The sequence below is a fragment of the Pseudophaeobacter sp. genome, assembly GCF_048267565.1.
Lineage (GTDB): Bacteria > Pseudomonadota > Alphaproteobacteria > Rhodobacterales > Rhodobacteraceae > Pseudophaeobacter > Pseudophaeobacter profundi.
This window is the reverse complement of the sequence record NZ_JBLWXG010000004.1, coordinates 168,929-190,852: the sequence shown is the minus strand read 5'-3', so window position 1 is coordinate 190,852 and position 21,924 is coordinate 168,929. Positions and strand designations below refer to the sequence as shown.

Genomic DNA, 21,924 nt, shown 5'->3' with positions numbered 1-21,924 from the left:
CGTGCCACCATGCAACAGCGGCCTGGTCGCGGGCCGCGATCCTGCAAGATGAAGTGCGGCACCGGGGCAGTCATCAACCGCATTCCAAAGCGGCAAGCCCCCGGTCAACTGCCCCGCCGCCGCTGGCTGGCTGGCTTTCACCAGCGCAAAAGCCCGATGATCAACGGTGCATCGTGGCCAGAAGCTCGGCAACTTTGATGCCGTATTTGCGCATTTCAGACTTGTTCATAATGACGCCATTCTCAGTCAAATACATCCAATCCGTCGCCTCCAGGGTATAGCCGCCCGACTCTTCCGGCAGGGTGATCAGGTAGCTCAGCTTGACGGTTGACCCAGAGATGACGCCTTTGCCCTCGCCAACGATGTCATCCGCGGTGGCGGTAAAGGTAGAGGCGCTGTCCATCCGCAGATACCATTTGCGTTGCTGTGTTTTACCGTTCGAATAGGTGAAGTTTTCTGTCAGGGTTCCGGTATCGCCGTCCCATTCGCCAACCATCTCTGCAACAAAACTGTTGGTCATATCGCCCTTTGGCCCAAAGATAAGCCCCTCTGACTGCAGGCGGCCAGAGAGATGCTCCTGCAAGACAAAGCTGGGTCCGCTGTCCTTGTAGTCTGCCGGGTTTTGCGCGCGAAAGCTGAAGAACCGGTCTCGCGCCATAATTATCAACAGCACAAGTACCAGAATGGTGGTCAGGATTTTCATGTCGCGGTATCCTCCGTCGGAAGGGTCATGGCCAGGCCAATCGCGGCCAGTTTCAGAAGGCAGGGCAAAATCGCATAGGCCCCATTCAGCGCTGCAAGCGCCTGCGGCGTGTTTTCTGCTCCGGGTTCAAAGCCGCTCCATTGCAAGGTCGGCAGCACCAGAAAGGCCGCCAGGGCCAGCCCCAGCTTGCCTGCAAAAGACCAGATACCAAAAGCAGTTGATGCCCTTAGATTTGCCCGTACCAGGGCCATGGAAAACATCACCGGCAGGATCACCATATCGGCGCCCAATGCGCCACCCGAAGCCAAGCAGATGATGGCAAACCCAATCAGGTTGCCAGGGGCAAGGAAGGCCGCGCCGACAAAGGCACAAACCGCCAGCGGCATTGCAATCAACAAGGTATTGCGCGGGCCAAGTTGACGACTGATCCGTGCCCAGAGAGGGACAGACAATCCCGCAGATGCAAAGAAGAGCAGCAGCAAAAGGCCCGACTGGTCTGCAAGATCGAGCCTGTCTTCGACAAAAAACAAAAACAGAGTTGATGTGATCGCGACAGGCAGGCTGTTGATCAGCGCCAAAAGCAACAGGCGGGCGGCACCGGAGGTTGCCAGGCCTTGCAGGTTCAACGCGGTGCCAAGCTGCACCGGACGTCGCCAGATGCTGCGCGCCAGGACCGCCGTCATCAAGGCCAAAGTGCCAAGGCCCCACCCCAGCGCCGGATAGCCCTGCGCCGAAGCCCCCAGCAAGACAAGGAGCGTCGGCGCAATCGCCACCAAAACCACCCCCAGCAGCATCCCGCCTTCACGATAGGCCGCCATGCGGGTGATCTCGGCAGTGGTTGCCTGTTTGGCCAGCATCGCACTGCGTCCGTACAGCAGGATCATGCCCAGGCTGTAGGCGGAAAACAGCAAGACCAAAACCAGGGTGAGCCGAAACGTGATGCCTTCTCCGGGTTGCAGCATGAACAGAGCGGGGAAGCCAAAAGCCAGGCCAAGGGCCGCCGCAGCCGCAAAGACCCGCTGCGCCCGCGCCCAACGATCCAGCGCCCATCCGATCAATGGGTCCTGCACCAGATCAATCAGCCTGATCCCCATCAGGATCACGCCAACCGTGCCCAGACCAATCCCCAGATTGACCGAGGCAAACCGCGGCAAATGGATGTAAAGCGGAATACCCGCCGCGGCCAACATCAGGGCATAGAGACTGACGCGCGGGTAAAGCAGGCTCTGGCTCACCGGTTCGCGCGTCAACGGCATGCCCCACTGTTCTGACGGGCAAGCCCCTGCCTAACGCCACCCAAAGCTTGCCACTGCCGCCGAAATGCAGGATGCACCCCGCGCCCGCCCTGCCGGACAGCGTACAGGCGCGTTCTGCCCCGCATTCTATGCATGGTCGAGTTCCACCTGCACAACATTGGTATGGCCGATGGCAAAAGAGGCAGCGCAGATTTCCAGATAGTACTGCCAATTGCGAAAGAAGCTGTTGGAGTACCCCATGTCCAGAATACGCGCGCGCTGTGCAACCAGCCGCTTTGCCCAGATACGGCAGGTGCGTGCATAATCTTCACCAAAGGAAAAACTGTCCCGCACACGCAGCCCCGCCTGTTGCGCCTGGGCGGCGATCACGCTGTCCGACAGCAGCATCCCACCGGGGAAAACATACTGGCGGATATAGTCAGACGAACTCTTGTAGGCGGCAAAGAAACTGTCTTGAACTGTGATCGCCTGCAATAAAACCCGGCCATCTTCGGCCAGGTTGCGCTTGAGCATGGAAAAATAGCTCGGCCAGTAACGGGCGCCGACGGCTTCGATCATCTCGATGGAAACGATGTTGTCATAGTGCCCATGGACATCGCGATAGTCCCGCAGTTGGATTTCAGCCCGTCCATCCAGGCGACATTCAGCATAGCTGTGCTGGTTGCGTGAGATGGTGATGCCGGTGACGTTGCGCCCCTCGGAGGCAGCGTGATCGGCAAAGCCGCCCCAGCCACAGCCAACTTCCAGAACCTGTTCGCCATCATTCAATCGTGACAGGGCACGGCTGTTCTTGCGGCGCTGTGCGGAGCCCAGATCGTCATCTCCACCCGCAAAGAGACCGGACGAATAGGTCATGCCCTCGTCCAACCAAAGCTGATAGAATTCATTCCCCACGTCATAGTGCGCCCGAATATTCTTACGTGCGCCGCTACGCGAGTTCGCACGCAGCACCGTATCCAACAGCCGGTACTTCAGGCTGCTGAGGCGGCTCGCCTTGTCATAAGCGCCCAGATTGTCGCGGTTCAGCATGGCCAGACTCACCAGCCCCTCTATCGACGGCGTGTCCCAGAGCCCATGCACGTAGGCTTCGCCCAGACCGACCTGACCATGCGCTGCCATGGCGGAAATTGCCGACCAATCGCGAATATTCATCTCGGCCTGCGGCCCGGAGTTACCAAATTCATAGCGCGCACCATCCGGCGTGCGCAGGGTCAGCCGCCCCTCATGCAGACGTTCGCAGATCGACAGGAATTGCGTTTTTAGGGCTTTGTCCGTGATGCGCATAATTGGATCCCTTCTCTATCGATACTGTAGTCATTTGCTGCACAATGCGCATCGCGCTGGCGATGCCGTCCTCATGAAAGCCGTGCCGATTGTAGGCCCCGGCAAACCAGGTGCGATTTTGCCCCTGTATGTGGCGCAGGGTCTTTTGGGCCTGCAATGCCGCCCGGTTAAACACGGGATGTGCAAACTCTACCCTATCATAAATCTTACTATTCTGGATGGAGTTTGCTGGATTGAGGGTCACAAACAACGGATCTTGTTCAGGAATTCCCTGCAATTTGTTCATCCAATAGGTCACACTGGCCGTGTCGGCCTCGGCTCTGTAGGTCCAACTGGACCAACAGGCACGGCGCTTTGGCATCTGTGTGACATCGCAGTGCAACACTGCGGTATTGGGCTGATAGCTTATGGAACCAAGCGCCTGAGCCTCCAGCTCTGTTGCCCCCGCGCCCACTGCGCCCCCCTGCCCCAGAATGGCCAAGGCCTGATCCGAATGACAGGCAAGGATCAGTTCATCGAAACCCGCCTCTGTTGCCCCATCGCAGGTAATTGAAACCCCCAGATCAGACCGTTGAACCGCCCGGACCGGGGCCCCTATGCGCAGGGTACAGCCGCGCGCCAGCAAGGCAGCCTGCAGCCGACGAACATATTCAATACTGCCGCCTTTCACCGTCCACCATTGGTGCTTTCCAGTTCCGGCCAGCAGGGCGTGATTGCGAAAAAACCGCACCAAGGATTTCGCCGGGAAAGCATCTACATCACCAACCGGCGTTGACCAGATCGCACCACACATCGGCATGAGATACTTGTCTCGAAACCAAGTCCCCAGCCCCAGCTCCTTCACCAGGTCCCCAATCGTGATGTCATCGTGATGCGCGGCGCTTTCCGCGTTCTTTCCGAACTTCACGATATCAGCAATCATGCCATAAAACTCTGGCCGGGCCAGATTGCGTTTTTGGGCAAAGATAGAGCGCAGATCGTTCAGCCCATATTCCAACCCGCTATTGTCCATGCTGACGCCAAAGCTCATGTCGCTTTTCATCACCGGCACGTTCAGATCATGAAACAAGCGGGTCAAATACGGGTAGGTCGCATAGTTGAAGACGATAAAGCCGGTATCAACCGGCTGATCCCCATTCTTGCCAGCCAAGACGGTTCTTGCATGCCCCCCCAAGCGATCGTCCGCCTCAAACAGCGTCACGTCGTGATAGGCAGAAAGATAGTATGCAGCCGATAGCCCCGATATCCCCCCGCCAACGACCGCAATTCTTTTTCTAGGGCCCCGTGTCTGGTCAAGCATGCCTACCTCATTCGCTTATCGTTCTCAGGGTGTTACGGTGGTGCCTATCAAACGGATCAGATTTTCTTTTGCAAATGTCAGAAAGAGTGATCCGTGACAGCCCAGAACACGTAGGCATTGTATGATTGATCACATTCAGGCCAGGACATTTCACCGCCGCCGTGGCGCGCTGCACAACGCCTTTCACTATGGCGTTGATTTTGTCGTGAGCGACCTCTCCCCGACCTCTGGACACCTGCCTGTACGTCTGCTGTCGCACAATCGCTTCAATCTCTGGTCTTTGTGGGATCGCCACCACGGCGGTCCGCGCGGCCAAGGCCGGGGCGTCAACTGGTTTCGCCAGGTGCTGGCTGAACAGGGTTTCCCCCTGGACCAAGCGCAGCTACTGTTGGTTACCCAGCCGAGCTTCTTGGGGTTTCAATTCAATCCTGTCAGTTTCTGGGTCGCCCTGCTTGACGAAAAAGTATGTGCCTTTGTTGCCGAGGTGAACAATACATTTGGTCACCGCCACTGCTACTTCTGTGCCCACGAGGGGTTTACCCCCATCACATTTGAACAGGTGCTCTGCGCCCGCAAGGCGATGCACGTCTCGCCCTTCCAGCAGGTCGCAGGCGAATACAGATTCAACTTTGGCTTCACCAAAGATCAGTTGAATGTCCGCATCCACTATCAGAATGGCGATCAGGGTGTGCTGGCGACCTTGGCAGGAAAACGCAAACCTGCAACGGATCGCTCATTGCTCTGGGCTGCGCTACGGCGTCCCTTTGGGGCGGCTCGTGTGGTTTTCCTGATCTATTGGCAGGCCCTGATCCTATATCTGAAACGGGCACCTTTTCTGAAAACACCGCCCCCCGGGCTGTCACCGATGACAGCCAGCAAAAACCTGGATGAATGAGGCAAACATGCCACTGGCGGGAAAAACATATTGGCTGATAGGTGCCAGCGAGGGCCTCGGCCGTGAACTGGCAGTGCAACTGGACCAGGCCGGGGCGCGCTTGGTGCTGTCGGCCCGCAGTACCAGTAAACTGGCAGCCCTGACCCAAGAGCTGACGCAAGCCAGGGCGTTGCCAATGGATGTGACCGATGCAACTGCCGTACGCCGCACATGCGCTGAATTGGGCCCTGTGGACGGTGTGATCTACAATGCCGGAGCCTACGAGCCGATGGCGACCCAGGACTGGCAGGCAGACTCCGTCCTGCAGATGGCCGATGTCAATTTCATCGGCGCCCTCCGGGTGCTTGGCGAAATCATGCCCCGCTTTGTCGCACAGGGGCACGGCGATATTACCCTGATCGGATCCCTGGCCGGTTACCGCGGCCTGCCAAATGCCATCGGATATGGCGCAAGCAAAGCTGCCCTGATCAGCCTGGCCGAAACCATGCGCCATGATCTAAAGGGCAGTGGCATTACCGTGAGGCTGATAAACCCCGGTTTCATCAAAACGCGATTGACCGACAAAAATACTTTCAAAATGCCGATGCTGATGACGGCGACTTCGGCTGCTCAGCAGGTCCTCAGCGCCATGCAGTCCCGCAGGTTTCGCACCGATTTCCCCCGCCCTTTTTCCTGGGGGATAAAACTGTACTGCCTGTTGCCTGACCTGATGGCCTACCGGGGGCGCTAGGGGCCGCCCCGGTGTGGATGGCCACGCCGGGCAAGCCCGGACGCGGCCCTGTCCAGCAGGTTAGTGTGCCTGCATCTGCGCCGCGACATCGGCGGCGGTCAGCCCGGCGGGATAATAGGTCGGCCAGTTCGTCAGCTCCTCCAGCAAGGCGGCGCGGTCATCGCCCCAATAGAGATGGAAGTGATCTGATTTGGACGGGGCGATCCGGTGGTCGCTGAATTGGAAGAAGGCAGGGGCAGCCTCATCGCCGCTGACCTTGGCAAAGACAAAGCGCACCCCGCGATTGCCCCTTTTGTAGGTAAGCACCTCATAGCCATCATTTGCATATTGGGCCTGCACCGCCCCACCCTGACTGAAAAAGGTGACGTTGTCGCCTTTAATCAGGATCCGTTCCACATCTGTGGCATATCCTGTGGAATAATATGCCTTGTATTCCTCGGCGGTTTTATCCCCGTGCTCTGCCTTGTGCTGCATCACGCCATCCAGCGCGCCACTCTGCAACAAGGGATAGACTGATTGCCAATCTCCGGCCCAATCAGACAGGGCACGGGCCTTGATCTGGGCATCGTCAAAGTAACCTTTGGAGATCTCTTCTGCAGCGTGCGAGTGGTCATGGCTATGGCTATGGCTATGGCTATGCGTGCTAGCTTGGGCACTGTCACTCCCGGTTTCGGCACCCGCCGAAAGGGGAACTGCAACCAGGGTGCCAGTGGTCAAGCTAGCAACAGCCAGGGCGCGGATCTGTTTTGCGAGGGGAAGCGGCATATGTGTCTCCATCCAAGTGGGGAGCTTCTAGCCCAATTGATTCGTTACGTTATGACATAACAATCTCAGCTCGTAGCCGATCCCACTTCTGACGGCAACCCGCGCCGTTGCCGCCAGTCAACTGCCAAGTCACAAATCAACCCATGTGTTAATATACCAGCCACTGGAGGCGGGCGAATTCCGCCCGCCTCTCTGCCTTACTGCGGTAGCTGGGACTTTAGAAATGCAAAGTGACACGCCGCCATGCCCTGGTAGGCCCGCCAGCCATCAGCCGTGTTCTGCGCCACCGCATCCGAGAGCACCGCAAGCGGTGTGCCGCTGGATCGCGCCAGGATCAGCGTCTGCGCCGCCTTTTCAAAGAAGTACAGATCCTCAAAGGCATCCGCCACGGTTTGCCCGACAACCGTCACCCCGTGATTGCCCATCACCAGCACCGCCTTATCCCCAAGAGCCTCTGCCAGGCGAGCCCCCTCTTCGGCGGCATCAGCGATCCCGCCAAAGGCAAGATCATAGGCCGTACGGCCATAAAACCGCGCCGTGTTGTTATCGATTGGCACAATCGTTGGATCAGCCAGACAGGACAGCGCGGTGGCATAGGGCGTATGGCAATGCAGGATCACCCGCGCAGCCGGATTGCACCGGTGCAGGGCCCCGTGCACGCACCAGGCAGAGGCATCAGGGGCATTGGGCCGCTCCAGCGCCGCGTCATCTGCGCCATCCAGATGCAACAGGTCGTCGGGCTGGATCGTGGCAAAATGCTGCCAGCGCGGATTCAGCAGAAACTGCTGCCCATCCGGTGATGTCGCGGCGCTAAAGTGATTGCCGACGCTTTCGCTCCAGCCCATCTGGTGACAGATGCGAAAGGCCGCCGCGAGATCCTCGCGCAGGGCAACCGCTCCTGCGGCCTCTGCTGTTGGTGCGCTCATGCCTTGAACCGCCCTTCGCTGACGAGGGCGCGATAGGTCGAGCGCATCTCGGCGCGATCCGTATAGCAACCGCGCAGATACCGGTCGCCGCTGGTGGCCGAATAGGCCGCGCGCCCGTGCACGATGCGGTGGTTGTCAAACACCATGCACTCGCCCGCCTGCATGACGAATTGCATCATGTACTTCTCTTCCTGCAGCATCCGGCCAAAACGGCAGAACGCCGGGTAATAGTCATCCAGAAGCTCTTGCTTCAGATCAAAAATATCCGCCATATGCTGGCTGATCGTCACGCCGGAAACCGCGCCATGCTGGTCAAGTTCAATCACCCGTTGGCGCGACCGCATGTCATAGGTGTCATGTTCGCAGTAAAACGGGATATCCACCTGCGACAGCAGTTTGAAACCCTCTGGATCACGGGCGCGGAAATCATTGGCAACCGCCACCCCATCAGAATAAAGACTACCGCCCCCCTGCACGGTATTGGCGCGGCAATGCAGAAACTGGATCCCAGGCGCGTGCTCTTCCGCCGGAGTGTCGGTGTGCAACTCCAGCGCTGCCGCCGTATAGGCCGTATTGGTTGGGTTGATATGGGTTTTGACGTCAAAATAGGTGCCAAAGAATGTTGGTCGTACCTGCCCGATCATCTGCGCCGTCTCGGTCAGCGCGTCATCGCTGTCGGGCATATCGGTCACGATGGTAAAGCCATCCACCAGCATTGCCTCGATCCATTTTTCCCGCAGCGCCAGATCTGCCAGCAACTGCGGCTGGCTAAAGCGCGGCACCTGAGGATAATGATCGCCATACCAGGCACGGCGCGGCATGTCGGCAGGATCAAAACGCGGCGCAGCGCGGCACCCCTCTTCCAGCCACTCCAGCGGAAAGCGACTGACATGCTGCTCTCCTTCCCAGGTGATTTCCAGCGCATCGCCCGTCACCTCCGCCAGGGCGGCGCGTGGCGGCTGCTCCCCGAGCTGAAAGATATCAAAACTGCGCTCGCGCGTGTCAGGGTTAAAAGACGAAGGGCAATTGTCCCGCAGCCAATAGTAGTTGAAGTAATGGCTGGCACCGTCGGACAGCACAATCTCCAGCCCCTTTTCCTTGAGCATCGGCGCGGCAATCGGCAGGGAAGTCACATTCATATCTGGTCTGGCTCACTTTGTTTTCAGACAGGTTTCCCCTGCTACATCTCATGGGTTTCACAGCTGAAACAGATCGAATAGAGTGAAGCTATATTAAGCCACAGGTAAACTAATGGACCCACTTCCGCCGCTGCGGCTTCTGGCCACCTTTGAAACCGTCACGCGCCTGGGGTCGATGCGAGAGGCCGCTGCCCGGCTGAATGTCACGCTGCCGGCGGTCAGCCAGACGCTCAAGGCGCTGGAAGGACACGCCGGTGCCGATCTGTTTGATCGCAGCACCCGCCCAGCACGGCTGACCGATGCCGGAGAGATCCTGGCGCGGGCCACCCGAGAAGGGCTGGGCCAAATCGCCGCCGCGCTGGAGGACATCCGCGCCATGCATGGTCAGGAAGACCGCCATGTAACCCTGGCCTGCACCCTGGGCATGGCAACCTATTGGCTGATGCCCCGACTGCCCGACTTTTATGCCCACCACCCCGAAATCACCGTCAATGTGCAGGCACCGCCCTCGGATCTGCCCAACCTGGCCCCTGGCATTGATATCGCGGTGCGCTATGGCACCGGCGGCTGGCGCGAGGGCCGCACGCACAAGCTGTTTGACGAAAGGGTATACCCCGTTGGCACACCGGCGCTGATTGCGCGGCTTCAGGCAGACGGCATCGGACTGGACCAAGCGCGCCTGATCCATGTGCGCAGCCCCCACAATCAGCACTGGGCCGGATGGGAGGACTATCTGCGGAAATCCGGCATCCATCGCACCCGGCTGTCAGGTCAAAGCTTCAACAACTATGTGCAGGCCGCCCAGGCGGTTCTGGATGGGCGCGGTTTGATGCTGGGATGGCGTTCAATCAGCACCCGCGCGGTCATGGACGGCGCCCTGCAGGCCTGGCCCGATGCAACCCTAGACCTAGGCACTGCCTATTTTGTCACCGCCGCCAGCCGCCTTTCCAACAGCGCCCAGTGCTTTCTGGACTGGTTGACGAAACAGGGGGACAAAGAAGACCAGGCGCAGACTGACGGCACCCCCTGCCCGCCGCACCCTGCCTAAGCATTTGAACGAAATCGACTATCGCGCTAAAAGATACCTGATTGCCCACCCTGCAGGGAGAAACCGCCCCTCTGCAGCCGCGAGCCTGCGGGCAAGCGCTTAATGGAGATTTTAACTTTGAAACTGCTACGATTTGGCCCCAAGGGGCAGGAAAAACCCGGCCTTCTGGACGACAACGGCACGGTCAGGGATCTGTCCGCCCATGTGAGCGATATTGCCGGCGATACGCTGGGCGCGGCTGGGCTGGCAAAAATTGCCGCCCTTGATCCAGCCAGCCTGCCTGCGGTTGAACCAGACCGGCTTGGCCCCTGTGTCGGCCAGACCGGAAAATTCATCTGCATCGGGCTGAACTATTCCGACCACGCAGCCGAGGCTGGCATGGACGTCCCCAAAGAACCTATCATCTTTGCCAAGGCGACCTCGGCGATTTGTGGCCCCAACGACGATATCGAGCTGCCGCGCGGATCAAAGGCCAGCGACTGGGAGGTCGAGCTGGCTGTGGTGATCGGCAAAGAGGCCAAATACATCACCGAGGCCGAGGCCTTGGACCATGTTGCCGGCTATTGCGTTGCCAACGATCTGTCCGAACGTGATTATCAGATCAAACACGAAGGCCAGTGGACCAAGGGCAAATCCGCCGATACCTTTGGCCCCCTCGGCCCCTGGCTGGTCACCCGCGACGAGGTGCCGGATCCGCAGAACCTCAGTCTCTACCTGGATGTGAATGGCACCCGTATGCAAAGCGGATCTACCGCCACGATGGTCTACGGGGTCGCCCATGTTGTCGCCTATCTGTCACGCTTCATGAGCCTGCAGCCAGGGGATGTGATTGCAACTGGCACCCCTCCCGGCGTTGGCATGGGTATGAAACCGCAGCCCGTTTACCTGAAGCCAGGCGATCAGATGGAGCTTGGCATCGAGGGGCTGGGCCAGCAGGTGCAGAAGGTCGTGCAGGGCTAACCCTATCAGCAAAGGGGGCGGAGTAGCCCCAGGAAATGACGAAGGCTGCGCCCCCCTGCGGGCCGCAGCCTTCTTGATACCCGGCAACGCCCGTTACGGAAGCAAGGCCAGACGCTTGAGGAACAGAGATTTCACCGCCGGGGCATCGACACCGATACATACGGCGGTGGGCTTGCGCGTGCCGGCCTCGGCCTCCAGCGTCGCGCCAGAGGTCTCGCCACTGCATGACACCCGCATGGGCAGGGTTTCCACCTCGAACAGATCGGGGTGGGTGCAGGCGATGACCGCTGCAGGGTCATGCAGGGAGCACCCGTCGAGCTTGCCAACCGTTTCATAAAAGGCCAGGTAGAAGGCCGACATTTCTTGCAGCATGCCGCCCAGCTCTGGCGACTGACCCGCGATACTGGCAAAATCATCCGGGGTGCACAGAATTCGGTGGGTGACATCCAGTCCGACCATGACCAGCTTGACCCCCGCCGCAAAGACCACATCCGCCGCATGCGGATCGTGATAGATATTGGCCTCGGCATGGGGGGTGATATTGCCGCCCTCCCGCAGGGAGCCCCCCATAATGACGATGCTTTTGACATTGCGGGCAAAATCAGGATCACGCTGGATGGCCAGGGCGATATTAGTCAGCGGTCCGATGGGGCAAAGCACCAGCTCACCTTTGTATTCCCGCGCCATGCGGATCAGAAAATCGGCAGCCTCTTCCGCCACGGGCTGCCCCTTGGGGGTGGCGGCAGGAATATCGCCAAACCCTTCCGCGCCATGCACCTGCGCCGAGGGGGCAAAGGGCGGCAAGGACAGCGGTGCGGCGGCCCCTTCAGCAACCGGCAGCTCCAGATCAACCGCTTCCAGCAGGCGCAGCGCATTGCGGGTGGCAATCTTTGTGGTGACGTTGCCAAAGATCGTAGTCAGCCCCAACAGCTCGATATCCGGGGCGGCGGCGGCATAAAAGATCGCCATGGCATCATCAATGCCGGGATCTGTGTCGATAATCAGTTTGACCATGAATCTCTTTCCCCTCGCTGATCGCGCTGGCCTAGCATTTCTGCCGCAGCGCCAGCAAGACCCGGCCCGTCGCAGCGCCCAAGGCCCCAGACAAAAACGCCCGCGCAGGGGCGCTGCACGGGCATATATCTTTGCAAGAACCGGGTTTACCCGGTCATGGCTGGATCAGGTGTTGAACAGGAAGTGCATGACATCGCCATCCTTGACGACATATGACTTGCCCTCAGAGCGCATCTTGCCGGCCTCTTTTGCACCCTGTTCACCATTGCAGGCGACAAAATCGTCAAAAGCGATGGTCTCGGCCCGGATAAAGCCCTTTTCAAAATCACCGTGAATGACCCCAGCCGCCTGCGGCCCCGAGGTGCCCTGGCGAATGGTCCAGGCGCGGGCCTCTTTGGGGCCAACGGTGAAATAGGTTTCCAGGTGCAACAATTCATAACCTGCCCGGATAAGACGGTCGAGCCCGGCCTCTTCCAGCCCCATCTCGTCGAGGAACATCTGGGCTTCCTCAGATTCGAGCTGGCTGATTTCTTCTTCGATCTGCGCCGAAATAATCACATGGGAATTGCCCTGCGCCGCCGCCATTTCGGCCACTTTGGCGGAATGTGCGTTGCCCGCGACCGATTCCGACTCACCCACGTTGCACACATAGAGCACCGGCTTGGTCGACAGCAGCTGCAGCATCTTCCAGGCCTTGGCGTCGTCTTCATCCACTTCGACCAGGCGTGCAGGCTTGCCATCTTCCAACATGGCCTGGGCCTCGGCGAGCAGGCGCTCCTGCTGCTGTGCCTCTTTGTCGTTGCCTTTCAGCTTGCGCACCAGATTGGCCCGGCGCTTTTCGATGCTTTCGAGATCCGCCAGCATCAGCTCTGTTTCGATGGTTTCGGCATCGGCAACCGGATCAACGCGACCATCAACATGGGTCACGTCGCCATCTTCAAAACAGCGCAAAACATGTGCAATTGCATCGGTTTCGCGGATATTGGCCAAAAACTGGTTGCCCAGACCTTCACCCTTGGATGCGCCTTTGACCAGACCGGCGATATCAACAAATGTCATCCGGGTCGGGATGATTTGTTTGGATCCGGCGATCGCAGCCAGCTTATCCAGACGCGCGTCTGGCACCCCGACTTCGCCCACATTGGGTTCGATCGTGCAGAACGGAAAATTTGCCGCCTGTGCCGAAGCGGTTTTGGTCAACGCGTTAAACAAAGTCGACTTGCCAACATTCGGCAGGCCCACAATTCCCATTTTAAAGCCCATATCGGCCTCCTGATGCCACTTGGGAATGGCTTCTAGGCAGCATTGCCCTCCGGCGCAAGGCAACTTGACGTCTTGCTCCTGTTCAGAGTGATATGGGGAGGTCTTGATATACCATCACGCAACGTCGCATCTGCGTGTGCGCAGGTTTCATATTGAGAAGAAGATCCTATTTCATTCCAGGTTCCAGGACGATTGAGGAAAGCAATGAAAACAACGATACTATTGTCTGCAGCTTTGGCTACCGGGCTTGCAAGTGCTGTTACGGGCCAAGAGATCGTTCTTGGCGCGGGCTATACCGACTATTCGCACAATGGCGCCCAGGATGGCGCATTGCTTGCGCTTGAATATACGCACACTCCTTTTTACGAGGGCCGGATCTTTTCCACCCACCTCGCTGGCGCCATCGAAGTGGTCGAAACCGGGGATGCCTTTCTGGGGGTCGGTGTCAGTGGCAAATGGACCCTGCAAAACAGTTGGTTCATCGAGGCAAGCGTTTTACCCGGCGCCTATGTCGAAGCCATCCAGCTGAACGAGCTCGGCTCTACCTTTGAAATCCGCAGCCAGATCGCGGTTGGCAAGCGTTTCAACAACGGCAAGGGCCTGTCGCTTGGGCTAAGCCACAAATCAAATGCCTCGACCGGATATATCAATCCAGGCGTCAATGCGGTGACCCTGCGCTGGCATATTCCGCTGAGCTAGGGACGGTGCCACCTTGGGCCAATTTACGCAAAGCGCAATTTGGCCTGGGCAGCGGGATTGATTTCCCGGGCAAGTTTCGGCACACCAGAGCGATAAGTTGCAAGAGGCCCGACAATGACCCGTATTGACGCAAAATTCGCCGAACTCAAAGCCGCCGGCAAAAAGGCCTTTGTGTCCTATGTCATGGCTGGTGACCCCGATTATGACAGCGCATTAGAACTGGTGAAGGGCCTGCCCGCCGCAGGCGTCGACATCATCGAACTGGGCCTGCCCTTCACCGATCCGATGGCAGACGGCCCCACCATTCAGCTGGCCGGTCAGCGCGCGCTTGATGGCGGCATGACCCTGGAAAAAACGCTGCAGATGGCCGCCGAATTCCGCAAGGGCGATGACACCACCCCGATTGTATTGATGGGCTACTACAACCCCATCTATAACCGCGGTGTAGAGAAATTTTTGATCGATGCCAAAGCTGCGGGTATTGACGGGCTGATCGTGGTGGATCTGCCCCCCGAAGAAGACGAGGAACTGTGCATTCCAGCGCAAAAGGCAGGGCTGAACTTTATCCGCCTGGCCACCCCCACCACGGATGACAAGCGACTGCCCACCGTGCTTCAAAATACCTCTGGCTTTGTTTATTATGTCTCCGTCACGGGCATCACCGGCTCTGCCGAAGCCCAGGCCGGCGATGTTGGCCCCGAAGTCGCCCGCATCAAGGCGGCAACCGATCTGCCCGTGATTGTCGGCTTTGGCATCAATACCCCTGAAAAGGCGCAGAACATCGCCTCTATTTCCGATGGGGCCGTTGTTGGCAGCGCCATCGTCAGCCAGATCGGTGCAGGCAAACCCACCGCCGAGGTTCTGGATTTTGTCAAATCCCTGGCAGAGGGCGCCCACCGAGGGTGAACAGAACCTTAGCGGTGCAACTGTCACCACCTGCCGCTGAGGTCCACATCATCAGAAGCCGCGCCGCCTGGTGCGGCTTTTTGTGTCATAACTGCCGCCCTTCTGCAGTGTTGCAGCAGTCCTCAATAATTGGTAAGGAAAACTTACCACATCATAGCGAGGGCTAATCCGTGCCGGTAATCACCAATATTCAGGACCTGAAACGCATCTATGAACGGCGAGTGCCGCGGATGTTTTTTGACTATACCGAAAGCGGAAGCTGGACCGAGCAGACCTTTCGCGAAAACAGCTCTGACTTTGAAAAAATTCGCCTGCGCCAGCGCGTTGCGGTGGATATGTCCGGGCGCTCAACCAAGGGTCAGATGCTTGGCCAAGACGTCACCATGCCGGTATCCCTGGCCCCGGTTGGCCTGACCGGCATGCAACACGCTGATGGTGAAATCAAAGCCGCCAAGGCTGCTGCCGCCTTTGGCATCCCCTATACCCTTTCGACCATGTCGATCAACTCTATCGAAGACGTTGCCGAAGCCACGGATAAACCCTTCTGGTTTCAGCTCTACACCATGACGGACGAAGACTATGTACGCCGCCTGATCCAACGCGCCAAGGATGCAAAATGTTCTGCCCTTGTCATCACGCTTGATCTGCAGATTCTGGGCCAGCGGCACAAAGATCTGAAAAACGGCCTCTCTGCCCCCCCGAAACTGACCCCAAAGACAATCGCCAACCTGATGACAAAATGGACCTGGGGCCTGCAGATGCTGGGGGCCAAGCGGCGCGAGTTTGGCAATATTGTCGGCCATGTCGAGGGCATATCGGATGCCTCTTCACTGGGGGCATGGACGGCGGAACAATTTGACCTGTCGCTGGACTGGGGCAAAATCGCCAAACTAAAAGAAATGTGGGGCGGCAAGGTGATCCTGAAAGGGATCCTCGATGCCGAAGACGCCAAGATGGCCGTCAAAGTAGGGGCCGATGCTATTGTGGTCTCCAACCATGGCGGTCGACAGTTGGACGGGGCGCTCAGCTCGATCAGAATGCTGCCACAGATCCTGGATGCCGTAGGGGGCGACATCGAGGTAATACTGGACAGCGGTATTCGCTCTGGTCAGGACGTACTGAAGGCGCTGGCCATGGGGGCCACCGGCACCATGATCGGACGCGCCTATATCTACGGGCTGGGTGCCATGGGCCAGCAGGGCGTCACCACCGCCCTAGAAGTGATCAGCAAAGAGCTGGACACCACCATGGCACTCTGTGGCGAACGAAATGTCAGCGATCTTGGCCGCCACAACCTGCTGATCCCCAGTGACTTTGAAGGCTCCTGGCAGGAATAACGGCCAAGCCGGATCAGAATATCCGGTCCTGAAACCAGATCAGGGCCGGATAGGCGCAAAGCCAGATCCAGAAAAACCGGTTCAGACCAAAAAAGCAGGCGTTGGACAAATGAAACCCCGCCGCGCCGAGCAGTGCCAGCTTCAATGCGATGGGGTTCAACAGGGCCAGCGGGAAGACCAGTTCAAACAGGATGACCGCCCAGCCCATGATCCATAAAAAGCGCCGTCGCTCGGCCAGGCCGCGCAGCGCTTCGCTCACCGGATAGGCGGAAAAGCGAAAGACATCGCGCAGGGCGCTGCCGCTGCGCCATTCGGGATTGATCACCTTGACCCAGCCCGAGACAAAATAAGACAATAGCAGTTGCACCGCCAGATAGGACAGCGCCATCTCTTGCCAAAAGACTGTCGGCGACAGATGCGCCAGGCTCAGACAGCTGAGGATCAGCATCGTCATCTTGTCGCTGCCGCCGTTATAAGGCCCCTGATACCGCCAGAGCATCGCCAGGCCGAGTCCCCAAAGCCCCCAGACCGGCCAGCCACCACCAAGCCCAAACGCCAGCCCGAGACACAGCAGCAGCCGCGACACAAAGGTCACCCGATCCCGCAGTGCTACCCCTCCCAGCGCCAGGTGCTCCAGGCTTTGCTGGGCAATGGCAAAGGCCAGGAACAGCTGTATCCAGCCCATCGCCTGGGCTGCCGTCAGCCCCTGCTCCAGAAACAAGATCCCGCTCAAATCGGGCCCTCCTGTATCTGGGCCAACGGCACCGGCCTGCTTTCATATTCCACCAGCTTTACAATCCGCGCGCCTTCTCGCGACAGAAACACCAGGCGAAATTGCAACTCCTGAGCCCCCTGGGGCAGAAATCGAGCGACCCTATGGTTGATTTCATCAATGCTATGCTGGCTTGGTGCCTCAATCAGGCGTTCCGCGCAGCTGACCAGATAAAGCTGTTCGTTCCATTGCGGGTTCCACAACATCCGCTGCAGCATCTGCCACAGGCGCAAATGCTGCGGCCGGGGGCGGTCCTCTTGCCAGCCGCCAACCGCATGGGCCGCGCTTTGGCCTGGCTCAATCAGGCGAAATTCAATCCGAGGCGAAGGCGCCACCGTATTGAAAAACCGCCAAGAGGGAATCACCGTTGGCAAGAACAGGGAAATCAGACGCAGCACCTCAGCAGCCTCCAGGGATTGAACACTGGCGCAAGACTAGCCTGCTGGCTTTAACACTTCCCTTAGCCCCTGCTGTTTGCCCCGGCTTGCAACTCGGCAAAAGCTCTGGTTAAGGGCGGCTTCTGGGCGACGCATCACATATCGGTCGGTTTCATTTGGCTGCCGACTTCATTTGGCCGCAAATATCCCGGGGGGAGGCCGCAGGCCGGGGGGCGGCGCCCCCAATCCCGGGGCCCTGCGAACTGCCCCTTGCGAAACCCCGAAATCCCCTGTAAGGGCAGGCCTTCACGTGGGGTGACAGCCTTGGAGGCACCCCGCATAGATATATTGGAGAATTCAAATGGCAAAAGAGATTCCTGATCTCGTCGCCGAGGAACGTGCGGGGACGGGCAAGGGCGCCGCTCGCGCAGCACGTCGTGCTGGCATGGTTCCTGGTGTTGTTTACGGTGGTGATACAGATCCACTTTCGATCCAGATCCCGTTCAACGTTCTGTTGAAAAAGCTGAAGGCCGGCAAGTTCAAGTCCACCCTGTGGAACCTGAAAGTTGAAGGCCAGGAAGACGTACGCGTGATTTGCCGCGACGTTCAGCGTGATGTTGTCAAAGATCTGCCAACCCACCTCGACCTGATGCGCCTGCGCCGGACGTCGAAGATCAACCTGTTCATCCCGGTTGAATTCCTCAACGAAGATACCTGCCCTGGCGTCAAAAAAGGCGGCATGCTGGCCGTGGTTCGTCCCGAAGTCGAACTGGTTGTGACCGCAGGCGATATCCCTGAGAAGCTGACCGTTGATCTGGCGAACAGCGTCATCGGCGATGTTATCACCATCTCGTCGATCGAGCTGCCCAAAGGTGCACGCCCAACCATCGACCGTGACTTCGTTATTGCAAACATTGCAGCCCCCGGCGGCATTGCTGCAGGCGATGAAGACGAAGATGCAGGCGACGAAGCTGCCGAAGCAGCTGAAGAATAAGTTTCTCTTCCCCATGGGAGAGGATGAAACGGGGTCCTTCGGGGCCCCGTTTTTTTTGTCGCGGCCTATGCCTCAGCCCTGCCCCGCCTTGCGCAGCCCGGCTCTGCGGCGCTCAACCGATAAAATCTGCGCAAAAACGGCACCGAACACGACACAGCCCCCTGACGAAGCCGTAGCGCGCAAACCGTTCCTTTGCTTTTGCCAGCCATACTCGGACCCGGAGTGAGAAGAATTTAGGTGAGTAAAATGTTGGATCCCCTAGAACAGGAAGAGGCACGCCTGCGCAGACGGCTGCTGTTTCGGATATTGCGTGGTTTCAATTTTGACGCGCCACAGTTTTGCGGCGAGACCATATCAGATCCGGTCCCGCGCCAGTTCTTGTCACAAAAAGAGACCTACCTCCTCCGCCCAGAGAGCCGCTGCCCACGCATCTGATTGCCGGTCTCGGCCTTGGGCCTTGCTGCGCAGGGTAGCCTGCGACACAGGGCACTGGATTTCCGGCCCCAAACAGGTCATGTAGCAGCCCAAACCAGCGCTGCCCCACAAGGACCAATGACCCGAACGCCGGGCGTATCATCCAGGGGCGGCACCACCAGATCAATGTGAGACGAGACAGGCTATGAAACTCTTTGTTGGGCTCGGCAATCCAGGCGACAAATATGCCCGCAACCGCCATAACATCGGCTTTATGGCCCTGGATCAAATTGCCTCTGACCATGGGTTCAGCCCCTGGAAAGCCAAATTCCAAGCTCTGATTTGCGAGGGCACATTGGGTGGTACCAAGGTTTTACTGATGAAACCCCAGACCTTTATGAACCTGTCGGGCCAGGCAGTCGGAGAGGCGATGCGGTTTTACAAGCTGACCAGCCAGGATGTCACCGTACTGCATGATGAGCTGGATCTGGCACCGGGGAAATGCCGGGTAAAACAGGGCGGCGGCCATGCCGGCCACAATGGGCTGCGCTCGCTGCATTCCCATATCGGGGCCGATTATGGCCGGGTGCGCCTGGGCGTTGGGCATCCCGGCCACAAGGACGCAGTTGCCGGCTATGTCCTGCGCGACTTTCCCAAGGCTGATGAAGCCTGGCTGGGTGATCTACTGCTTGGTATTTCAGATGGGGCGGCGGCCCTGGCCGCCGGGGATGGCGGAAAATTCATGAATGCCGTGTCATTGCGGGTGGCGCCGCCGCGCAGTTCCACCGGTTCCAAACCCGTAAAAAATCAGCCTGCGCCCGCAAAACCCGGCCAGCAGCCCGCCCAAAAAGCACCCACTGACTCACCCGCAGGGCCGCAAGACAAGGCAGCGGATGCTAATCCAGCGCCAGACAGCCGCTCGCCCCTGGAACGGCTCGTCGACAAGTTCAAATAACTGCCTGCCGCCATGTCATGCTTCCTATCGCGCCCCTACGCGGTCTAGGTTTGTGATCTGAGGAGGCCCAATAATGAAAAAACAGCTCAAACGCCTGCTGCGCATGCTCGCCGTCGTGGCCATTCTGCTGGCCGGGTTTGGCATCTGGAAGCGGGAACAGATCCTGCGGCTCTGGGCGGTGAACTCACTGTTTTCCGCCGAAAAGATCGTGGCCAATTTTTCCAACATGGATGCGGCCTTCCTGACCACACCGGTTTTGCGCGGCACCGGCCCCGTCAGCCCGCTGCCACAGGGGCCTGAAATGACCCTGCCCGCCACCACGCCGGACTGGATAGAGACACGCGCCGTGACCTCTTTGTTGGTTCTGAAGGATGGAGAGATCCGCCACGAGAGCTATCACCTTGATACAAATCCAGATGACCGGCGCATCTCTTGGTCGGTGGCCAAAAGTTATCTTTCGGCGCTGTTTGGGGTGCTGCTTGAGGAAGGTGCCATTGGATCAATCGACGACCCCGTCACAAAATATGCGCCGCAGCTGATCGGCAGCGCCTACGACGGTGCGTCGATCCGAAATGTGCTGAATATGGCCAGCGGCGTCACCTTTGATGAAGACTATCTGGATTATGATTCTGATATCAACCGCATGGGCCGCGAGGTCGCCCTGGGCGGCACATTGGATCAGTTTGCCGCCGACCTCACCGAGACCTTCGCCGCCCCCGGTGAGACCTGGCAATATGTCTCTATCGACACGCATGTGATTGGCATGGTGATACGCGGTGCCACCGGGCAGAGCATTGCAACGCTGCTGCAGAACAAGATCATCGCCCCCCTCGGGCTCGAACAGGACCTCTACTATGTCACCGATGGGCAGGGGGTCGCCTTTGTTCTGGGCGGGCTGAATATCACCACGCGCGACTATGCCCGCTTTGGGCTGATGATCGAACAGCAAGGCCGCTACAATGGGCAGCAGGTGGTGCCGCGCGATTGGGTTGAGGTCTCCACCGCCGCCTCTGCCCCGACAAAACCCGGCAAGATCGGCTATGGGTATCAATGGTGGATCCCGGTTGGTGCCCATGACGGAGAGTTCCTGGCACGTGGCGTCTACGGACAATATATCTATATCGACCAGACACGGAATGTGGTCATTGTCAGCACCGCCGCCGACCGCAAGTTCCGCGATCCAGGTGTCAGCGCTGCCAATGTCGAAATGTTTCGAAAACTAGCGCAGATACTGTAAGCTACACGGTATGACACCAGATCCCAGCCTCAATGTGCTGGGCGGGGCACTAGAGCCCTGCTCGCATGCCCCGCGTACCGGCTTCTTTCGGGATGGCCATTGCAATACCTGCGTTCAAGACCAGGGCAGCCATACCGTCTGCGCGGTGATGACGGCCGAGTTTCTGGCCTTTTCAAAATATGTCGGCAACGATCTGTCAACGCCGCGCCCCGAATACGGCTTTGCCGGGTTGAAGCCGGGCGATCGCTGGTGTCTCTGTGCCAGCCGTTTCTTGCAGGCCGTAGACGAAGGCTGCGCGCCGCTCGTCGTGCTGGCGGCTACCCACCTACGCGCACTGGACGTCATCCCCATGGCCCTGTTGCAGGCCCATGATGTGCAGCCCCCCGGACAGCGTAACCTTCAATAGGCCAGGCCTGCCCGCCCTGCCGCCTTTGGCAACCGCCTAAAGCGTGATCTCGGCAATTGACCTGGCGGCGGGTTTGCCGCTATCCACCACTGTCGCCAGCTGCCCGGTCCTCCCTCGACCGTTCAACGCCAGCCTTTCCCCCATATACTAGGAGACCGGCCATGAGCTTTATCGCTATGAATCGTTTTAAAATTCGCCTCGGGCGCGAAGAAGATTTTGAACAAATCTGGAAATCCCGCGAATCCCACCTCAAAGAACTTTCGGGATTTCGCGAGTTTCGCCTTCTGAAAGGACCCGAAAACGAGGATCACCGCCTGTATTCCAGCCATGTGATCTGGGACAGCCGCGATGATTTTGAAGCCTGGACGAAATCGGAACAATTCCGAGCCTCGCATCGCAACGTCGGCAAACGCGAAGGCGAAAGCCCAATCCTGGGCCACCCGCAGTTTGAAGGCTTCGAAACCGTCCTGCACGAGGCCTGACCACGATAAAGGCCGACCCGGTATTCTGGATCGGCCTGCCACTTGTCCTGATTTGGCTGACG

Annotated in this window: 23 protein-coding genes; 12 read left to right on the top strand and 11 right to left on the bottom strand. The window is 58.7% G+C overall.

Annotated elements, in window-relative coordinates; genetic code table 11:
* Positions 1–160 precede the first annotated feature (160 nt).
* The 4 genes from ACN0VH_RS11695 to ACN0VH_RS11680 all read right to left on the bottom strand — a co-directional run bounded on the left by ACN0VH_RS11695 (position 161) and on the right by ACN0VH_RS11680 (position 4,543).
* The gene (locus tag ACN0VH_RS11695; protein ID WP_278923375.1) at positions 161–703 is read right to left on the bottom strand and encodes a DUF3833 family protein; all 543 of its coding nucleotides are present in this window, start codon (positions 701–703) and stop codon (positions 161–163) included.
* A complete protein-coding gene (locus ACN0VH_RS11690) occupies positions 700–1,959 on the bottom strand; it encodes an MFS transporter (protein ID WP_417700672.1) in 1,260 nt (419 codons plus the stop codon). Before ACN0VH_RS11690 ends, ACN0VH_RS11695 begins: the two co-directional genes overlap by 4 nt.
* A 126-nt stretch (positions 1,960–2,085) precedes the next feature.
* A complete protein-coding gene (locus ACN0VH_RS11685; protein ID WP_278923377.1) occupies positions 2,086–3,243 on the bottom strand; it encodes an SAM-dependent methyltransferase in 1,158 nt (385 codons plus the stop codon).
* The gene (locus ACN0VH_RS11680; RefSeq protein WP_278923378.1) at positions 3,182–4,543 is read right to left on the bottom strand and encodes an NAD(P)/FAD-dependent oxidoreductase; all 1,362 of its coding nucleotides are present in this window, start codon (positions 4,541–4,543) and stop codon (positions 3,182–3,184) included. Before ACN0VH_RS11680 ends, ACN0VH_RS11685 begins: the two co-directional genes overlap by 62 nt.
* Positions 4,544–4,664: 121 nt before the next feature.
* On the opposite strand from ACN0VH_RS11680, the gene ACN0VH_RS11675 reads away from it, so the two are divergent.
* Together ACN0VH_RS11675 and ACN0VH_RS11670 are read left to right on the top strand one after the other, a co-directional pair.
* A complete protein-coding gene (locus tag ACN0VH_RS11675) occupies positions 4,665–5,438 on the top strand; it encodes a DUF1365 domain-containing protein (RefSeq protein WP_278923379.1) in 774 nt (257 codons plus the stop codon).
* Entirely contained in the window at positions 5,431–6,168 is a 738-nt protein-coding gene (locus ACN0VH_RS11670) for an SDR family NAD(P)-dependent oxidoreductase (RefSeq protein WP_417700671.1), read from the top strand. The genes ACN0VH_RS11675 and ACN0VH_RS11670 overlap by 8 nt, the downstream gene beginning before the upstream one ends.
* Positions 6,169–6,228: 60 nt before the next feature.
* Here ACN0VH_RS11670 and ACN0VH_RS11665 read toward each other — a convergent pair whose 3' ends face one another.
* The 3 genes from ACN0VH_RS11665 to ACN0VH_RS11655 form a co-directional block, all read right to left on the bottom strand.
* On the bottom strand, positions 6,229–6,933 hold the full coding sequence (locus tag ACN0VH_RS11665) for a ZinT family metal-binding protein (protein WP_417700670.1): 705 nt from the start codon (positions 6,931–6,933) through the stop codon (positions 6,229–6,231).
* Positions 6,934–7,130: 197 nt separating this feature from the next.
* Positions 7,131–7,859 (bottom strand): class II aldolase/adducin family protein, encoded by a 729-nt coding sequence (locus ACN0VH_RS11660; RefSeq protein ID WP_278923382.1) that lies wholly within the window; start codon positions 7,857–7,859, stop codon positions 7,131–7,133.
* On the bottom strand, positions 7,856–8,998 hold the full coding sequence (locus ACN0VH_RS11655; protein ID WP_278923383.1) for a TauD/TfdA family dioxygenase: 1,143 nt from the start codon (positions 8,996–8,998) through the stop codon (positions 7,856–7,858). Before ACN0VH_RS11655 ends, ACN0VH_RS11660 begins: the two co-directional genes overlap by 4 nt.
* Positions 8,999–9,110: 112 nt before the next feature.
* On the opposite strand from ACN0VH_RS11655, the gene ACN0VH_RS11650 reads away from it, so the two are divergent.
* Both ACN0VH_RS11650 and ACN0VH_RS11645 read left to right on the top strand, forming a co-directional pair.
* Positions 9,111–10,046, top strand: a complete 936-nt coding sequence (locus ACN0VH_RS11650) for a LysR substrate-binding domain-containing protein (RefSeq protein ID WP_278923384.1) — start codon at positions 9,111–9,113, stop codon at positions 10,044–10,046.
* A 117-nt stretch (positions 10,047–10,163) separates the two neighbouring features.
* A complete protein-coding gene (locus ACN0VH_RS11645; RefSeq protein WP_417700669.1) occupies positions 10,164–11,006 on the top strand; it encodes a fumarylacetoacetate hydrolase family protein in 843 nt (280 codons plus the stop codon).
* A 93-nt stretch (positions 11,007–11,099) separates the two neighbouring features.
* Here the strand turns inward: ACN0VH_RS11645 and ACN0VH_RS11640 are convergent, their stop codons facing one another.
* Positions 11,100–12,020, bottom strand: coding sequence for a nucleoside hydrolase (locus tag ACN0VH_RS11640; RefSeq protein ID WP_417700668.1), 921 nt, complete (start codon positions 12,018–12,020; stop codon positions 11,100–11,102).
* A gap of 165 nt (positions 12,021–12,185) precedes the next feature.
* Entirely contained in the window at positions 12,186–13,283 is a 1,098-nt protein-coding gene (ychF, locus tag ACN0VH_RS11635) for a redox-regulated ATPase YchF (protein WP_278923387.1), read from the bottom strand.
* A 204-nt stretch (positions 13,284–13,487) separates the two neighbouring features.
* On the opposite strand from ychF, the gene ACN0VH_RS11630 reads away from it, so the two are divergent.
* The 3 genes from ACN0VH_RS11630 to ACN0VH_RS11620 all read left to right on the top strand — a co-directional run bounded on the left by ACN0VH_RS11630 (position 13,488) and on the right by ACN0VH_RS11620 (position 16,225).
* On the top strand, positions 13,488–13,982 hold the full coding sequence (locus tag ACN0VH_RS11630; protein WP_417700667.1) for an acyloxyacyl hydrolase: 495 nt from the start codon (positions 13,488–13,490) through the stop codon (positions 13,980–13,982).
* Between the two features lie 114 nt (positions 13,983–14,096).
* Positions 14,097–14,888 carry a tryptophan synthase subunit alpha gene (trpA, locus tag ACN0VH_RS11625; protein ID WP_278923389.1) on the top strand — a complete coding sequence of 264 codons (792 nt, stop codon included), beginning with the start codon at positions 14,097–14,099 and terminating at the stop codon, positions 14,886–14,888.
* Positions 14,889–15,058: 170 nt separating this feature from the next.
* A complete protein-coding gene (locus ACN0VH_RS11620) occupies positions 15,059–16,225 on the top strand; it encodes an alpha-hydroxy acid oxidase (protein WP_278923390.1) in 1,167 nt (388 codons plus the stop codon).
* A gap of 13 nt (positions 16,226–16,238) precedes the next feature.
* Here ACN0VH_RS11620 and ACN0VH_RS11615 read toward each other — a convergent pair whose 3' ends face one another.
* Both ACN0VH_RS11615 and ACN0VH_RS11610 read right to left on the bottom strand, forming a co-directional pair.
* Positions 16,239–16,958 carry an HTTM domain-containing protein gene (locus tag ACN0VH_RS11615; protein ID WP_417700666.1) on the bottom strand — a complete coding sequence of 240 codons (720 nt, stop codon included), beginning with the start codon at positions 16,956–16,958 and terminating at the stop codon, positions 16,239–16,241.
* Positions 16,955–17,395 (bottom strand): hypothetical protein, encoded by a 441-nt coding sequence (locus ACN0VH_RS11610; RefSeq protein ID WP_417700665.1) that lies wholly within the window; start codon positions 17,393–17,395, stop codon positions 16,955–16,957. Before ACN0VH_RS11610 ends, ACN0VH_RS11615 begins: the two co-directional genes overlap by 4 nt.
* A 340-nt stretch (positions 17,396–17,735) precedes the next feature.
* On the opposite strand from ACN0VH_RS11610, the gene ACN0VH_RS11605 reads away from it, so the two are divergent.
* From ACN0VH_RS11605 to hmuQ, 5 genes are all read left to right on the top strand, one after another.
* A complete protein-coding gene (locus tag ACN0VH_RS11605; RefSeq protein WP_417700664.1) occupies positions 17,736–18,368 on the top strand; it encodes a 50S ribosomal protein L25/general stress protein Ctc in 633 nt (210 codons plus the stop codon).
* Between the two features lie 619 nt (positions 18,369–18,987).
* Positions 18,988–19,737, top strand: coding sequence for an aminoacyl-tRNA hydrolase (pth, locus tag ACN0VH_RS11600; RefSeq protein ID WP_278923394.1), 750 nt, complete (start codon positions 18,988–18,990; stop codon positions 19,735–19,737).
* Positions 19,738–19,810: 73 nt separating this feature from the next.
* Positions 19,811–20,974: a serine hydrolase domain-containing protein gene (locus ACN0VH_RS11595; protein ID WP_417700663.1), complete on the top strand. Its 1,164-nt coding sequence runs from the start codon at positions 19,811–19,813 to the stop codon at positions 20,972–20,974.
* A 10-nt stretch (positions 20,975–20,984) separates the two neighbouring features.
* Complete coding sequence (locus ACN0VH_RS11590; RefSeq protein ID WP_278923396.1) at positions 20,985–21,380, top strand: DUF2237 family protein; 396 nt, start codon at positions 20,985–20,987, stop codon at positions 21,378–21,380.
* Positions 21,381–21,541: 161 nt separating this feature from the next.
* Positions 21,542–21,862 carry a heme-degrading protein HmuQ gene (gene hmuQ / locus ACN0VH_RS11585; RefSeq protein ID WP_417700662.1) on the top strand — a complete coding sequence of 107 codons (321 nt, stop codon included), beginning with the start codon at positions 21,542–21,544 and terminating at the stop codon, positions 21,860–21,862.
* The last annotated feature ends 62 nt before the right edge of the window (positions 21,863–21,924 follow it).

Excerpts from the sequence above, each read along its gene's own strand:
- pth (WP_278923394.1), top strand. The coding sequence starts at position 18,988 with ATGAAACTCTTTGTTGGGCTCGGCAATCCAGGCGACAAATATGCCCGC.
- ACN0VH_RS11650 (WP_278923384.1), top strand. The coding sequence starts at position 9,111 with ATGGACCCACTTCCGCCGCTGCGGCTTCTGGCCACCTTTGAAACCGTC.
- ACN0VH_RS11680 (WP_278923378.1), bottom strand. The coding sequence starts at position 4,543 with ATGCTTGACCAGACACGGGGCCCTAGAAAAAGAATTGCGGTCGTTGGC.
- hmuQ (WP_417700662.1), top strand. The coding sequence starts at position 21,542 with ATGAGCTTTATCGCTATGAATCGTTTTAAAATTCGCCTCGGGCGCGAA.
- ychF (WP_278923387.1), bottom strand. The coding sequence starts at position 13,283 with ATGGGCTTTAAAATGGGAATTGTGGGCCTGCCGAATGTTGGCAAGTCG.
- ACN0VH_RS11605 (WP_417700664.1), top strand. The coding sequence starts at position 17,736 with ATGGCAAAAGAGATTCCTGATCTCGTCGCCGAGGAACGTGCGGGGACG.
- ACN0VH_RS11685 (WP_278923377.1), bottom strand. The coding sequence starts at position 3,243 with ATGCGCATCACGGACAAAGCCCTAAAAACGCAATTCCTGTCGATCTGC.
- ACN0VH_RS11665 (WP_417700670.1), bottom strand. The coding sequence starts at position 6,933 with ATGCCGCTTCCCCTCGCAAAACAGATCCGCGCCCTGGCTGTTGCTAGC.
- ACN0VH_RS11595 (WP_417700663.1), top strand. The coding sequence starts at position 19,811 with ATGAAAAAACAGCTCAAACGCCTGCTGCGCATGCTCGCCGTCGTGGCC.
- ACN0VH_RS11590 (WP_278923396.1), top strand. The coding sequence starts at position 20,985 with ATGACACCAGATCCCAGCCTCAATGTGCTGGGCGGGGCACTAGAGCCC.
- ACN0VH_RS11640 (WP_417700668.1), bottom strand. The coding sequence starts at position 12,020 with ATGGTCAAACTGATTATCGACACAGATCCCGGCATTGATGATGCCATG.
- ACN0VH_RS11655 (WP_278923383.1), bottom strand. The coding sequence starts at position 8,998 with ATGAATGTGACTTCCCTGCCGATTGCCGCGCCGATGCTCAAGGAAAAG.
- ACN0VH_RS11695 (WP_278923375.1), bottom strand. The coding sequence starts at position 703 with ATGAAAATCCTGACCACCATTCTGGTACTTGTGCTGTTGATAATTATG.
- trpA (WP_278923389.1), top strand. The coding sequence starts at position 14,097 with ATGACCCGTATTGACGCAAAATTCGCCGAACTCAAAGCCGCCGGCAAA.
- ACN0VH_RS11630 (WP_417700667.1), top strand. The coding sequence starts at position 13,488 with ATGAAAACAACGATACTATTGTCTGCAGCTTTGGCTACCGGGCTTGCA.
- ACN0VH_RS11670 (WP_417700671.1), top strand. The coding sequence starts at position 5,431 with ATGAATGAGGCAAACATGCCACTGGCGGGAAAAACATATTGGCTGATA.
- ACN0VH_RS11660 (WP_278923382.1), bottom strand. The coding sequence starts at position 7,859 with ATGAGCGCACCAACAGCAGAGGCCGCAGGAGCGGTTGCCCTGCGCGAG.
- ACN0VH_RS11675 (WP_278923379.1), top strand. The coding sequence starts at position 4,665 with ATGATTGATCACATTCAGGCCAGGACATTTCACCGCCGCCGTGGCGCG.
- ACN0VH_RS11690 (WP_417700672.1), bottom strand. The coding sequence starts at position 1,959 with ATGCCGTTGACGCGCGAACCGGTGAGCCAGAGCCTGCTTTACCCGCGC.